Origin of the sequence: Geobacillus proteiniphilus, from assembly GCF_001908025.1 — a bacterium.
Taxonomy (GTDB): Bacteria; Bacillota; Bacilli; order Bacillales; family Anoxybacillaceae; genus Geobacillus; species Geobacillus proteiniphilus.
The window spans coordinates 1-13,135 of sequence record NZ_MQMG01000047.1 but is presented as its reverse complement, the minus strand read 5'-3'; the positions used below and the strand labels follow the sequence as shown (position 1 = coordinate 13,135).

General features: G+C 56.1%; 15 protein-coding genes. All 15 read right to left on the bottom strand.

The features are described from left to right. Window positions 1–63: 63 nt before the first annotated feature. Window positions 64–351: an EscU/YscU/HrcU family type III secretion system export apparatus switch protein gene (locus BRO54_RS14635; RefSeq protein ID WP_074044417.1), complete on the bottom strand. Its 288-nt coding sequence runs from the start codon at window positions 349–351 to the stop codon at window positions 64–66. Then, window positions 348–1,895, bottom strand: a complete 1,548-nt coding sequence (locus tag BRO54_RS14630; protein WP_074044416.1) for a flagellar hook-length control protein FliK — start codon at window positions 1,893–1,895, stop codon at window positions 348–350. The genes BRO54_RS14635 and BRO54_RS14630 overlap by 4 nt, the downstream gene beginning before the upstream one ends. A gap of 18 nt (window positions 1,896–1,913) precedes the next feature. Then, window positions 1,914–2,696 (bottom strand): ribonuclease HII, encoded by a 783-nt coding sequence (locus tag BRO54_RS14625; RefSeq protein WP_074044415.1) that lies wholly within the window; start codon window positions 2,694–2,696, stop codon window positions 1,914–1,916. Between the two features lie 84 nt (window positions 2,697–2,780). Then, complete coding sequence (ylqF, locus tag BRO54_RS14620; protein ID WP_013145770.1) at window positions 2,781–3,647, bottom strand: ribosome biogenesis GTPase YlqF; 867 nt, start codon at window positions 3,645–3,647, stop codon at window positions 2,781–2,783. Between the two features lie 12 nt (window positions 3,648–3,659). After that, on the bottom strand, window positions 3,660–4,214 hold the full coding sequence (lepB, locus tag BRO54_RS14615; RefSeq protein WP_011230703.1) for a signal peptidase I: 555 nt from the start codon (window positions 4,212–4,214) through the stop codon (window positions 3,660–3,662). A gap of 120 nt (window positions 4,215–4,334) precedes the next feature. Further along, window positions 4,335–4,691: a 50S ribosomal protein L19 gene (gene rplS / locus BRO54_RS14610; protein ID WP_013145772.1), complete on the bottom strand. Its 357-nt coding sequence runs from the start codon at window positions 4,689–4,691 to the stop codon at window positions 4,335–4,337. A gap of 135 nt (window positions 4,692–4,826) precedes the next feature. Next, entirely contained in the window at window positions 4,827–5,561 is a 735-nt protein-coding gene (gene trmD, locus BRO54_RS14605; protein WP_167367383.1) for a tRNA (guanosine(37)-N1)-methyltransferase TrmD, read from the bottom strand. Next, window positions 5,561–6,079 carry a ribosome maturation factor RimM gene (gene rimM / locus BRO54_RS14600; protein ID WP_074044413.1) on the bottom strand — a complete coding sequence of 173 codons (519 nt, stop codon included), beginning with the start codon at window positions 6,077–6,079 and terminating at the stop codon, window positions 5,561–5,563. The genes trmD and rimM overlap by 1 nt, the downstream gene beginning before the upstream one ends. A gap of 15 nt (window positions 6,080–6,094) precedes the next feature. Next, a complete protein-coding gene (locus BRO54_RS14595) occupies window positions 6,095–6,481 on the bottom strand; it encodes a YlqD family protein (RefSeq protein ID WP_011230699.1) in 387 nt (128 codons plus the stop codon). A gap of 90 nt (window positions 6,482–6,571) precedes the next feature. Further along, window positions 6,572–6,808 carry a KH domain-containing protein gene (locus BRO54_RS14590; RefSeq protein ID WP_011230698.1) on the bottom strand — a complete coding sequence of 79 codons (237 nt, stop codon included), beginning with the start codon at window positions 6,806–6,808 and terminating at the stop codon, window positions 6,572–6,574. 11 nt (window positions 6,809–6,819) lie between these two features. Continuing rightward, the gene (rpsP, locus tag BRO54_RS14585) at window positions 6,820–7,092 is read right to left on the bottom strand and encodes a 30S ribosomal protein S16 (RefSeq protein WP_011230697.1); all 273 of its coding nucleotides are present in this window, start codon (window positions 7,090–7,092) and stop codon (window positions 6,820–6,822) included. A 94-nt stretch (window positions 7,093–7,186) separates the two neighbouring features. Further along, window positions 7,187–8,527, bottom strand: a complete 1,341-nt coding sequence (gene ffh / locus BRO54_RS14580; protein ID WP_074044412.1) for a signal recognition particle protein — start codon at window positions 8,525–8,527, stop codon at window positions 7,187–7,189. A gap of 14 nt (window positions 8,528–8,541) precedes the next feature. Then, window positions 8,542–8,874, bottom strand: coding sequence for a putative DNA-binding protein (locus BRO54_RS14575; RefSeq protein ID WP_031410455.1), 333 nt, complete (start codon window positions 8,872–8,874; stop codon window positions 8,542–8,544). A gap of 133 nt (window positions 8,875–9,007) precedes the next feature. Further along, window positions 9,008–9,994, bottom strand: a complete 987-nt coding sequence (gene ftsY / locus BRO54_RS14570) for a signal recognition particle-docking protein FtsY (protein ID WP_074044411.1) — start codon at window positions 9,992–9,994, stop codon at window positions 9,008–9,010. 19 nt (window positions 9,995–10,013) lie between these two features. After that, the coding region (smc, locus tag BRO54_RS14565) for a chromosome segregation protein SMC (protein ID WP_074044410.1) at window positions 10,014–13,135 on the bottom strand (3,122 nt) is incomplete at its 5' end.

Below are 13,135 nucleotides of genomic sequence, written 5' to 3'. Positions count from 1 at the left end.
ACCTAACATTTCGCGCTTGTCCACCGTTTCGCCGCAAAATTAAGAAAGCGGGGAATAGGAAAATTATCCCTCCCCCACCCTTTCTTCTTTCGCTTCTTGATCAAGCCGATACAAAAACGCGAACAATTCAGCCACTAAGGCGTACAGCTCCTCCGGGATCATTTCGTTGATCTCCACTTTGCCCAGCAGCTCAACAAGCGTCGGATCTTGGCGAATCGGCACGCCGTGTTGCCGGGCGGTGGCGATGATCGCTTCGGCGACCTTGCCAACCCCTTTCGCCTTGACGATCGGAGCTGCGTCAAGTGCCGCATCGTAAGACAAGGCGACTGCTTTTTTCCGCTCCTCGTTCATGCTTGGCAATCCACCTCGCTGCAACTGTCGGCAAACAGAAAAACGGAAGGCGGAGGAGGGGCGGAACGCGTTGCCTTTACATCAATGCCTGAAAGCGCATAGCCGTGCGCCTGAAACCGCTCTTTGACAAGCGGAGCCATCCGAGCGGCAACAACCGCCAACCGCGGATCATCGTGAAAAATGGAGATGTGGACGATCCGTCGTTGCACGCGCATATCGACGATCACCTCTCCCAGCTCTTCAAGCGTCAGGCAACAAACAATGCGGTTGTAATCGGCATCAAGCGGCCCGCCTTGTTTCCTCCTTCCTTGCCAGCACACAGCAAAATCGCTGCTGCGGCCGCCAAGCGGCAATGGAAACGAAAGCCATACGTGCTCAATGAGCCCATCGCCGCCAGCCGCGATGGCCATGCCATCGAGCTGGTCGAGAAGCGCTTCGGCCGCCCGCTTGGCCCCTTCGCTCCCCGGTTCATGAAGAAAGCGAAGAAGCAGCCGTTTCAACGACGGGGCAGAAGGCAAATCCTCGATTTTCCCAACACGGACGAGCGCCGCCTCGTCTTCAAGCCCAAGCCGCCCGGCCGCTCGCCTCAGCCAGCAAAACAGCGACAGCGCCGGATCTTTCGTCGCTCGAGCGGCCGCCCACAACTTCGCCTCCGCGGCGGGCAGCGCCCCGCTTTGATAGGCAGCATCGAGAGCGGCCCACCGTTCCAAAAACGCCTCCTCGTCCGTCAAGTCGAGCTGCCGAATGATATCGGCAAACCGGCGGCGTTGCACCGCCTCCCGAAGCGCCAAGCGGCGGGCCTCCGGCAACGGGGCGAGCCCAAGGCGGGCAAGAAGCGCGCGGGCCGTTTCGGCCTCTTCCTCCTCCGACAGCAACAAACGCACGGCCGCCTCGTAAGCGGACAGCGGCGGTGAAAGAAACTTCTCCATCGCCCGGCTGAGCTCAAGCGCCGCCGGATGGGCGGAAAGGGCGGCAATGGCCGCTTTCAGTTTCCCCAAACCATCAGCGAGCGGCACCCCGGTTTTAGCTGCCCATAGCGCGCGAAACACGGCTGAAGAGAGCGGCAGCCGGCGGCGAAACAAATGGGCGAGCACGTCTTCGGCCGCGTCCGGCTGGCCGGTCTCTTTCACCGCTTCAGTCAGTGCGGCAATTTCCTCTTTCGTTGCAGCCGCGCCAGCTTTCAGCGCTTGACGGAGCACCGGCAGCGCCGCATCCGGCAGTTTCCACGCTTTTTGCCACCGGCGCACCGCCTCTTCACCTGACGGAGCAGACGCCAGTTCGGAAAGGGGAATGGCTTTCCAATACATTGTTCCTTGTCGTTCGTGAATTTCAAACAAATACAAACGTCCGACGGCAAGCGGCGCCTCCAAACGGGCGCGCACAAGCTGTCCGCCAGCGCGGACGAGTGCCGCCCGCTCCCCGGTTTCCATCTCCTCGACCCGCTCCACTCGGCCAACGACGGCCTGCCCCGGCTGAAACCGCCGGCTGGATGTCGCGTCGCGGACAGCGGTCGTTGGCATCGTCCGCTCCATGCGCTCGACCATTTCGTCCCATCCCTTCTTCTAGAGCTGCTCGCTCGCCTTCAGCACCTCCCTCACCGGTGCGAACGAACGACGGTGCTCAGGCGTAATGCCATAGCGGCGGATCGCCTCGAAATGTTCCGGCGTTCCGTAGCCCATATGGCGCGCGAACCCGTATTGTGGATAGCGGCGATCCAGTTCTTTCATCCACCGGTCGCGCGTCACTTTGGCGATGACCGACGCAGCGGCGATCGAAGCGCTGTTGGCGTCTCCTTTTATGAGGCGCTGTTGCGGCAGTGGGCACGGCACCGCCATCGCATCAACGAGCAAATGTTCAGGCGGCGGGGAAAGGGCGTTCACCGCTTTCGCCATCGCTTGCCTTGTCGCTTCGTAAATATTCCTTTCATCGATCTCCGCCGCGCTGACGATGCCGATGCCGATGGCGACGGCGCACGCTTCAATTTGCGCAAACAATGCCTCGCGCTTTTCCGGCGTCAGCCGCTTCGAGTCGTCAAGCCCCGGCAAATAGGCGTCTTTCGGCAAGATGACCGCGGCGGCGACGACCGGGCCGGCCAGCGGGCCGCGCCCGGCCTCATCAATGCCGGCGATCCGTCTAACGCCAGCGGCGTATAGTTCCCGCTCATAACGCATCAGTTCTTCCCACCGTTGTTGCTCAGCGTGCCGGCGCGCTTTCTGCCTTTCAAAACGGGCAAGAAGTGCCTGCACGCTTTTTCGCTCATCCTGCCGCAGCATCTCCCAGCGCGGGTCGTCCGCGCCAAGCTTCGGAAGCAGCGCTTCAATGTCTTTCACCGTATACCGCTTCATGCTCCTCTCCCTCTTCTACTTATACTATCGGCTCTGTTTGGCCGACCGTAAAGCACCGCCGGCAAAAAACGCCCGCCGGACGCGCTACGTCCGTGAAGCGGGCGTTTCAAAGCTTAAGCGGCCTAATTTTTCCGTGCGGATGTCATACAAAACGATATCAGCCACTTTATCGTAGTCAACAGCGCCGCCTGACGTCAAGCAGCCGCGCCGCCTTCCGATGGCGTCAAACAAGGCGACGATGTCATCAGGAATGTCATCAAGGCCGTAGCGCTCCGCAAGCCGGTTGGGATAGTGAGTCGACAAAAAGCGGAGCGCATAGACGGCGACATCCTGCAAGTTTAAAATTTCGTCCTTAATGGCGCCGGTCACCGCCAACTTGTAGCCCACGTCCTCATCCTCAAATTTCGGCCATAGGATGCCTGGGGTATCAAGCAGCTCCATTTCTTTGCCGACTTTGATCCATTGCTGCGCTTTTGTCACCCCCGGCTTGTCGCCGGTTTTCGCGATATGGCGGCCGGCGAGCCGGTTGATCAGCGTCGACTTGCCGACGTTCGGGATGCCGACGATGAGCGCCCGAACCGGGCGCGGGTTTTTAATCCCTTTCGCCCGCATTTTCTCGAATTTGTCTTTCACCATCTCTTTCGCTGCCGCCGCGATTTGCCGGACTCCTGTTCCGCTTTGAGCATCGATGGGCAAAGCCAGCCGCCCTTGATCGTGGAAATAGCGGATCCACTGTTCGGTCACCGCCTCATCGGCCATATCAGCCTTATTGAGCAAAATGAGGCGCGGCTTTTGTCCGAGAATCTCGTCGATCATCGGGTTGCGCGAGGACATCGGCACACGGGCGTCAAGCAGCTCAAACGCTACGTCGATCAACTTTAATTTTTCTTGCACTTCCCGCTTGGCCTTCGCCATATGGCCGGGGAACCATTGAATCACTGTCATTGGCATCACCTGCCTCGTTTATTTCACAATCCGGGCGTCAGCCAACGGCCAATACACAAGATTCGCCTTGCCGACGACTTTTGACATCGGAATGAAGCCGATATGGCGGCTATCTTTGCTGAAACGGCGATTGTCGCCCATGACAAACAAATGCCCCGGCGGCACCGTGCTTCGCCCGGTCAGTTCCTCCAAAGTGAACGATTCCGTCAGCGGACCGCCGTCGGACAACTGCTTTTTATACTCGTCCAAATACGGCTCTTCATACGGCTTGCCATTGATATAGAGCGTATCATTTTTGTATTCAATTCGGTCGCCCGGCAGGCCGATGACCCGCTTAATATAGTCTCTCCCTTCTTCGGCGTGAAAAACAATGATATCGAAACGGTGCGGCATGCCGATTTTATACGCCAGTTTATTGACGATCATCCGCTCATGGTTATGTAATGTCGGCATCATCGAATAGCCGTCGACGATGATCGGAGCGAAAATAAAGTAGCGGATGCCCCCGGCGAGCAAGACGGCAACGACGATCGCTTTCATCCATTCGCGCCATTCGCTTTTTTTCTGTTCCATTGTCCACCCACCTAAATCAAAGTTTGCAGTCGTGGATCACTACCGTAAATCATCATTGACGGTAGTGAAAAAAGGAGCTTGAAAGCAAGCTCCTTTTCCGCTACGATCCACCGTTGTCCATTATTGCGCTGCGTTCGTATTTTCCTTGATGCGCGCCGCTTTGCCGCGAAGTTCGCGCAAGTAGTACAATTTCGCGCGGCGGACTTTCCCGCGGCGGATGACTTCCAGCTTGGCGATTTTCGGCGTATGCACCGGGAATGTGCGCTCAACGCCGACGCCATAGGACACTTTGCGGACGGTGAACGTTTCGCTGATGCCCGCTCCGCGCCGTTTAATGACGACCCCTTCAAACACTTGGATGCGTTCGCGGTTGCCTTCGACGACTTTCACATGAACCCGCACCGTGTCGCCCGGGCGGAAATCCGGCAAATCCGTCCTCAGTTGTTCTTTCGTGATCTCTTGGATTAAATGATGCATCATGATCCACTCCTTCCACAGATGTTCATGCCAATGATCTCTTCATTGCAGCGGAACATCGTTTTCCGTCCTCAAGCAGATCGCTTAAGGTCACACAAAAGACATGATAGCATAAACTGTTGACTCAGGCAATAGCTATTCGCGCTCCTTTTCCCACTCTTTCAGCCATTGCTTTTGCTTGTCTGTAAGCGGATATTCATCGAGCAAGTCCGGACGGCGCAAAAACGTGCGCCGGAGCGATTCCTTCTCGCGCCACTCGGCGATGAGCTGATGGTTGCCTGACAGCAATACATCCGGCACTTTCATGCCGCGGAAATCGGCCGGTCTTGTGTATTGCGGATACTCAAGCAATCCGGAGCTGAACGAGTCATCGACCGGCGACGCCTCATTGCCGAGCACCCCGGGGAGAAGACGGACGACGCTGTCGACAATGACCATGGCGCCGAGTTCCCCACCTGTTAAAATATAGTCGCCGATCGAAATTTCATCGGTTGCTAAATATTGGCGGATACGTTCGTCATACCCTTCGTAATGGCCGCAAATGAGCACCAAATGCGTTTCTTTCGCCAGCTCTTCCGCCTTTTTTTGCGTGTAGCGCTCGCCTTGCGGGCAAAGCAAAATGATGCGGGCGCCAGGCGATCCAGCCGTCACGTGTTCCACCGCGTCAAAAATCGGCTGCGGCTTGAGCACCATGCCGGCGCCGCCGCCGTACGGATAATCGTCGACCGTTTTATGCTTGTTGTCGGCAAACTCGCGAAAATCAATAAGGCGGATGTCGACGGCCCCTTTTTCTTGCGCCTTCTTTAAAATTGACTCGTTCAACACCCCGGAAAACATGCCGGGAAACAACGTTAAAATATCGATCCGCATCATTCGAGCAGCCCTTCCATCGGCCGGATGATGATCGTTTTCCGCTCCGGATCGACGTGCAAAACGACCTCGTCAATGTACGGAATGAGCGCTTCCGATCCGTCTTCGCGCCGGACGACCCAGACGTCGTTCGCCCCTGGAGTCAAAATTTCCTTTACCGCGCCGATGGTCTCCCCGCCTTCTGTCACGACAGTGCAGCCGATGATCTCGTGGAAATAATATTCCCCTTCCGCGAGTTCGCCGAGCTGGCTTTCCGGCACCTTCAGAATCGCCCCCTTAAACCGTTCAACGTCGTTGATGCTGTCATAGCCTTCAAACGACAACAAGTCAAACGATTTATGGACGCGGTGGCTTTTCACCGTGACTTCAATCGGTTCCGTGTCCCGTTCGCGGAAAATGTACAGCTTGTTTCCTTTTTTATACCGTTCTTCAGGAAAGTCGGTGCGCGAAATGACGCGCACTTCGCCGCGGATGCCGTGCGTATTGACGATTTTTCCGACATTAAACCATCGTTCCATCGCTTTCATCCCTTCTTAGCGAATCTCTTTGACGACGCCGTCTTCAATGATGATGGCGCGCGTTTTTGTCACCTCTTCCCAACGGTCGCCGACGTTCACCTCAACGAGCGCCTCGACTTCCCGCTCTTTCAATTCGCTCCCTAACGGTAGCATATGTAATTGTTCGAGCTGAAACTCAAGCAGTTTCATTTTCTCCATCCGCTCGTCGATCTCTTTGGCAAAATATTGTTTCACTAAAGCGGGCGGATAGTTTCCGCTTTTCTCCATTCGTTTCTGTTCAAAACGAAGCTGGTCGCACTCGCGCTCGAGCTGCTGCTTGCGCGCCAAAAACGCGGCGGCAAGCTCTTGTTTGCTCCGTTCAGTGACGATTTGCCGCACCTCAACCGTTTGAATGAGCTTCATCCTCTTCCCCCTTTTTTGACACGGAATGAACGGCACCCGGGCCATTTCCGCGCCCTTTGGCATCATATCAAAAAAGGGAGAGGAACATCCTCACCCTTTGTCTTTCACTTGCACAACAACCCGCTTTGGCGATCCGGCCGCGGCGGCGGCAACGACCGTGCGAATCGCCTGGATCGTCCGCCCTTGTTTGCCGATCACTTTGCCAGTGTCGTCTTCATGCACGGACAGCTCGTAGATGACAGCCGTCTCTTCTTCGCGGCGCTCAACCGCCACCGCCTCCGGATGATCGACAAGCGCCTTGACGATCGTTTCAATGAGCGGCTTCATGTGCATCTCGCTTATTTGCCGTATTTCAAGTTATGGAACTTCTCTAAAATGCCTTGCTTCGACAGCAAGCTGCGCACCGTATCCGACGGTTTGGCGCCGTTTTGCAGCCATTTGAGCGCTAATTCCTCATCGATTTTCACTTGCGCCGGCTCAGCGACCGGATCGTACGTGCCGATCGTTTCGATAAAACGACCGTCGCGCGGCGAGCGCGAATCAGCTACCACGATGCGATAGAACGGTTTTTTCTTTGTCCCCATGCGTTTTAAACGAATTTTTACTGCCATAGTCAGTACGCACCTCCGTATATAGTTCACACAAGATAGTATATTAACAATTCTTTTTCCGTTTGTAAAGGTTTTTCGCTTAACAGATCTTCATTTACATAAATGGAAAACGGAATCCTTTCTTTTTCCCTTTTGGCATATTCGTCATCATTTTCATCATTTTTTTCATGTCGTCAAACTGCTTCAAAAGCCGATTCACTTCCTGCACAGTCGTGCCGCTTCCTTTGGCGATCCGTCGTTTCCGGCTGCCATTGATGATTTCCGGATGCATTTTCTCTTCTTTCGTCATCGAGCGGATGATCGCCTCGACGCGAGCAATTTGCTTTTCATCGACTTGAATGTTGGCGAGCCCTTTGATTTTGTTGGCGCCCGGCAACATTTTAATCAGTTCGTCAAGCGGTCCGAGCTTGCGCACTTGGCCGAGCTGGTCCAAAAAGTCGTCAAGCGTGAAGGTGGCCGTGCGCATTTTTTGTTCGAGCTCTTTCGCCTTCTCTTCGTCGACGGCCGCCTGCGCTTTTTCGATGAGCGTCAGGACATCGCCCATGCCTAAAATGCGCGACGCCATTCGCTCCGGATGGAACGGCTCCAAAGCGTCAAGTTTTTCGCCCATCCCAGCAAACTTGATCGGCGCTCCCGTCACGGCGCGGATCGACAGCGCCGCCCCGCCGCGCGTGTCGCCGTCCAGCTTCGTCAAAATGACGCCGGTGATGCCGAGCTGCTCATGGAAGCTTTGTGCGACATTGACGGCATCTTGCCCGGTCATGGCGTCAACGACGAGGAAAATTTCATCCGGCTTGACCGCTTCTTTCATTTCCTTCAGCTCATCCATCAACGCCTCATCAATGTGGAGGCGGCCGGCCGTGTCGATGAGCACGTAATCATAATGCTCTTCTTTCGCCCGCTCGAGCGCCTGTTTAGCGATTTCAACCGGATTGGCGTGCTCGCCTAACGAAAAGACAGGCACGTTCAGCTGCTTGCCAAGCGTCTCGAGCTGCTTGATCGCCGCCGGGCGGTAAACGTCGGCGGCCACAAGCAACGGCTTCCGGTTATGCCGCTTGCGCAACAAGTTGGCCAGCTTCCCGGTCGTCGTCGTCTTCCCGGCCCCTTGCAGCCCGACCATCATGACGACGGTCGGCGGCCTCTTGGCAACAGCAATTTGGCTTTGCTCGCCGCCCATTAACGCCGTCAGTTCTTCCTTGACGATTTTGATCACTTGCTGTCCCGGCGTTAAGCTTTTCATCACTTCCTGCCCGACAGCCCGCTCGCTCACCCGTTTAATAAAATCTTTGACGACTTTAAAGTTGACGTCCGCTTCGAGCAGGGCAAGGCGCACTTCGCGCATCATCTCTTTGACATCCGCTTCGGTTACTTTCCCTTTGCCGCGGATGCGGTTCATCACCTGCTGCAAACGTTCAGACAATCCTTCAAACGCCATGGCGGTTTCCCTCCCTAGTCGAGTTCGTCAAGCTCATTGACGAGCGCCGCCAATTCGGCGTCAGCGCCGTAGTGCCGGCTGATGTAGTCTTTCAGCCGCTCGATGATCTGCCGCCGCCGTTCATATTTTCGCAGCAGCCCGAGCTTCTCTTCATACTGTTCCAGCATCGCTTCTGTACGCCGGATGTTATCGTACACCGCCTGGCGGCTCACCTCATATTGTTCGGCAATTTCCCCGAGGGAGTAGTCGTCCAAGTAGTAAAGCGCCATATAGTTGCGCTGTTTCGGCGTCAACAGCGCTTGGTAAAAATCGTATAAATAGTTCATGCGCATCGTTTTTTCCAGCACCGGACTCTCCCTCCCTCATTGTTAAGTAAAATACCTTTACAAAAATGTAGTGTACCGTCTTTTCCGTAGAGTGTCAAGCGAGAACGGGCAAACGAGCGCACAACACCTTTGGGAGCACCCTCTGTTGGCTTGTTTATGATTCCAGCAAATCAGCAAACAATCCGTAGACGTACTGTTCTGGATCGAACACTTGCAAATCGTCCATCTTCTCGCCGAGGCCGACGAGTTTCACCGGGATGGCCATCTCGTTGCGAATGGCGAGCACGATGCCGCCTTTCGCCGTGCCGTCAAGCTTCGTCAACACGATGCCGGTCACATCGGTCGCTTCTTTAAACAGCTTGGCTTGGCTCATCGCGTTTTGCCCGGTCGTCGCATCCAACACAAGCAATACTTCATGCGGAGCGCCCGGAATTTCGCGGCTGATGACGCGTTTCACTTTTTCGAGCTCTTTCATTAAATTCACTTTGTTTTGCAGCCGCCCGGCCGTGTCGCATAACAATACGTCAACGCCGCGCGCTTTCGCCGCTTGAATCGCATCATACATGACCGCCGCTGGATCGGAGCCGGCCGCCTGCTTAATGACGTCGACCCCAACGCGCTCGCCCCACGCTTCGAGCTGCTCGATCGCCCCGGCGCGGAACGTGTCGCCAGCGGCCAACAAGACGGATTTCCCTTCCGATTTCAGCTTATGGGCGAGCTTGCCGATCGTTGTCGTTTTGCCGACGCCGTTGACACCGACGAACAAAATGACCGTCAGCCCGCCTTCTTGTATATTCAAAGCGGAAAGTTCTTTGTCATCGGCGCCGGCGCGGTAAATGTCAACGAGCTTTTCGGCGATGACGTCGCGCATTTGCGCCGGGTCTTGAATGTTGCGGCGCTTCACTTCCATTTTCAGCTCATCGACAAGTTCCATGACGGTCGTGACGCCCACATCGGCGGCGATCAAAATTTCCTCAAGCTCTTCAAAAAACTCTTCATCCACTTTCCGATAGCGGGCGATGAGGTCGTTCACTTTCCCGGCGAGCGAATTTCGCGTTTTTGACAGCCCTTCTTTAAACTTTTCGGTTACGGCATCCGCTTGCTTTGTCCATTTTTCTTTCAATTTTTGAAAAAAACCCATCCAAAGCGCCTCCTTTCCATTATGACCGCACGAGCTCCTTCGAATCTTCCAAACGGACGGAAACGAGCTTTGAGACGCCCGATTCTTGCATCGTGACGCCGTACAGCACGTCCGCTTCTTCCATCGTCCCTTTTCGATGGGTGATGACGATAAACTGCGTGTCGCGGCTGAACCGTTTTAAATATTGGGCATACCGCTGCACGTTCGCTTCATCAAGCGCCGCTTCGACTTCATCAAGGACGCAAAACGGCACCGGACGCACCTTTAAAATCGAAAACAAGAGGGCGATCGCCGTCAGCGCCCGTTCGCCGCCGGAAAGCAAGCTTAAATGTTGCAGCTTTTTCCCCGGAGGCTGAGCGACGATGTCGATCCCAGTCTCAAGCAAGTCGTTCGGGTCGGTCAGCCGCAAATCGGCGCGCCCGCCGCCGAACAGCTCGCCAAATACCTCGCCAAAATGGGCGCGGATTTGTTCAAACGTCGCGAAAAACCGTTTTTTCATTTCATCGTCCATTTCATCAATGACTTGGTGGAGCGTCGCCTTCGCCTCTTCCAAATCGGCTTTTTGCTCGCTTAAAAAGCGGTGCCGTTCGGAAACTCGTTCGTATTCATCGATCGCCCCCAAGTTGACGGTGCCGAGCTCCTCCATGGCGCGCTTGATCAGCTTCACCCGCTTGCGCGCCTCATCGGCGCCGATCTCAAGCGGGTACGCGGAGCGAGCCGCTTCAAACGACAGCCCATATTCTTCGCGCAGACGGACAAGCAAGTTCTCAAGCTCCACGTCAAGCCGGTTCAACTTCACTTCTTCGTCTTTCACGACATCAGCGAGCTGTTTATGCTGCCGCTTTGCTTCCTTCCATTCCCGCTCCAAATGCTCGAGCTGCCGTTGGCAGTCGAGCCGCTGTTCGCGGCGGCTTGCGATCAGTTCAATCGTTTTTTGCTTGTCCTCGAGCTTTTGCTGTCGTTGCTGTTCAAGCTCTGCCTCATTCCATGCCGGCGCCTCCATTTCTGCGTCCAAGGCGGCCCGTTCTTGTTCAGCCTCCTCAAGCTCGCGGGCGGTTTCGGCAAGCTCCGTTTCGAGCTCTTCGACTTTCCGGCGCGCATGTTTCACGCGCTCTTTCGTTTCCGCCAAGGCGATTTTTTGCTCGGTGATCACTGCCTGGAGCGTCTCTTTCGTCGTTTGCTCCGTCTGTTTTTGCGCCTGCAGCCGGTTGATGTCGGCATCGATCGCCTGCAGTTTCTCGGCAAGCTGCTCAAGCTGCCTGTCAATGGCGCCGAGGCGGCGGTTCAGTTCTGCCATTTCGCGCTCATCGTTCGCTTTTTCCTCATCATACAAAGCGAGCCGCTCGTCGATCCGTTTTTTCTGCCATTCGAGCTCGCGTTGCTCGTCCTTTTGTCTTTGCAACGCTTCTTGCAGCGCCGCGATCTCCTCTTGCAGCGCAGCCGCCTGCGCTTCCCGCTCCGCCTGCTCGCGTCGTTTCGCCGCAACAGCCCGCTCAAGCCGAGCGATCGTTTCATCCATTTCCTGAAGCTTAGCGGCTAGCGTTTCCAGCTCGCGATTCCGGCTTAACAGCGACACGGTCTTTTTCGCCGCTCCGCCGCCGGTCATCGCCCCGCCGGGGCTGACGACATCGCCGTCCAGCGTCACGAGACGATAACGGTACTGAAGAAGCTTAGCCAGCTCATTCGCGCCTTTTAAATCGGCTGTCACGATGACATGGCCGAGCAAATGGGCGATCGCCGCCCTATAGGTGCGGTCGTATTCGACGAGCTCGCTCGCAATGCCGACAAACGCCGGATGGCGGTCAATCGCCGCCCGCTCCCGTTCGGAAAGCGCGCGCGCTTGGATGACGTCAAGCGGCAAAAACGTCGCGCGCCCGTAGCCGTTCGTTTTCAAATAGTGAATCGCTTGCCGCGCCGCCTGTTCGCTGTCAACGACGATATGCTGCATCGCCCCGCCGAGCGCTGTTTCAATCGCCGTTTCATAGCGGTCCGGCACGCGAATGAGCTCGACAATGGCGCCATGAATGCCGGGCAGCCGGTCGCGCGCCTTTAGTACTTCCTTCACCCCTTGGAAAAAGCCGGCGTAGTCATGTTGCATCTCTTCCAACCATTGCTGGCGCGCTTTGGTTTGCTGCCGGTATTGGCGCGCCTGATGCAGCTGCGCTTCGTGTTGCTCGAGCTCCGTTTTTTGCGCCGCGAGCGCCGCGGCGAGAGCGGCTTGTCTATTATGCGCTTCCGCCAGCGCCTGTTCGAGGCGGGTCTGCTCGGCCCATAAGGCCGCCCGCTTCTGCTCGAGCTGTTCACGTTCGGCGAGATGGCGGCGGTTCGCTTCATCGAGCGCCGTCCGTTTGGCATGCAGCTTGCCAAGCGCCTGCTCCACATGTGCACGTTCGTTTTTCAACGCCGCCTGTTCATGAACAAGGTCGATGTAATCACCTTTTCGCCGCTCGATTTCTTCTTCAATGTCGGCTTCATGCGCCGAAAGCAAAGCCTGTTTTTCTTTCAGCTCCCGCTCGAGTGCTGCGGCGGCCGCCTCAAGCCGGGCGAGTTCATCCCGCTCGGCATGCAGCTGCTCCGTCAAGCGGCGCCGTTTCGCAGCCAGTGCAGCCGTTATGTCGTCCAGCTGCGCTTTTCGCCTCGCGGCATGCTTTTTCCTCTCTTTCAACACTTCTTTCCGCCCTTCGAGCTTCTCAAGCTCTTCGCTGGCTAAAAGCAGCACTTGCTGCAAACCGTCGACCGATTCGTCAATGGCGGTCATTTGATCGCGCAGCTGTTCGATTTGGGCTTCCATTTTCTGTAACGACGCCACCAGCGCCACTTCGTCCCGCTGGTGCCCATCAAGCGCTTCCTTCAACTCATTCCATTGCCCGCGCAGCCGCTCGATGTCGTGAACCATCAGCGCCACTTCAAATCGCTCGAGCTCTTCGCGTTTTTCCAAAAACTCTTTGGCGAGCGACGCCTGCATGCGGAGCGGCTCAAGCTGCTGTTCGAGCTCGTGCAAAATATCGTTGACGCGGTGCAAGTTGTCTTGCGTCTCCGCTAGCTTCGCCTCCGCCTTTTTTTTCCGCAGCTTGTACTTCAACACGCCGGCCGCTTCTTCAAAAATCGTGCGCCGCTCTTCCGGTTTGCTGCTTAAAATCT

What these genes read in the sequence shown, in the direction of transcription:
- BRO54_RS14635 (WP_074044417.1), bottom strand. Translation starts at nt 351, where the DNA reads ATGAACGAGGAGCGGAAAAAAGCAGTCGCCTTGTCTTACGATGCGGCA.
- BRO54_RS14630 (WP_074044416.1), bottom strand. Translation starts at nt 1,895, where the DNA reads ATGGTCGAGCGCATGGAGCGGACGATGCCAACGACCGCTGTCCGCGAC.
- BRO54_RS14625 (WP_074044415.1), bottom strand. Translation starts at nt 2,696, where the DNA reads ATGAAGCGGTATACGGTGAAAGACATTGAAGCGCTGCTTCCGAAGCTT.
- ylqF (WP_013145770.1), bottom strand. Translation starts at nt 3,647, where the DNA reads ATGCCAATGACAGTGATTCAATGGTTCCCCGGCCATATGGCGAAGGCC.
- lepB (WP_011230703.1), bottom strand. Translation starts at nt 4,214, where the DNA reads ATGGAACAGAAAAAAAGCGAATGGCGCGAATGGATGAAAGCGATCGTC.
- rplS (WP_013145772.1), bottom strand. Translation starts at nt 4,691, where the DNA reads ATGCATCATTTAATCCAAGAGATCACGAAAGAACAACTGAGGACGGAT.
- trmD (WP_167367383.1), bottom strand. Translation starts at nt 5,561, where the DNA reads ATGCGGATCGATATTTTAACGTTGTTTCCCGGCATGTTTTCCGGGGTG.
- rimM (WP_074044413.1), bottom strand. Translation starts at nt 6,079, where the DNA reads ATGGAACGATGGTTTAATGTCGGAAAAATCGTCAATACGCACGGCATC.
- BRO54_RS14595 (WP_011230699.1), bottom strand. Translation starts at nt 6,481, where the DNA reads ATGAAGCTCATTCAAACGGTTGAGGTGCGGCAAATCGTCACTGAACGG.
- BRO54_RS14590 (WP_011230698.1), bottom strand. Translation starts at nt 6,808, where the DNA reads ATGAAGCCGCTCATTGAAACGATCGTCAAGGCGCTTGTCGATCATCCG.
- rpsP (WP_011230697.1), bottom strand. Translation starts at nt 7,092, where the DNA reads ATGGCAGTAAAAATTCGTTTAAAACGCATGGGGACAAAGAAAAAACCG.
- ffh (WP_074044412.1), bottom strand. Translation starts at nt 8,527, where the DNA reads ATGGCGTTTGAAGGATTGTCTGAACGTTTGCAGCAGGTGATGAACCGC.
- ftsY (WP_074044411.1), bottom strand. Translation starts at nt 9,994, where the DNA reads ATGGGTTTTTTTCAAAAATTGAAAGAAAAATGGACAAAGCAAGCGGAT.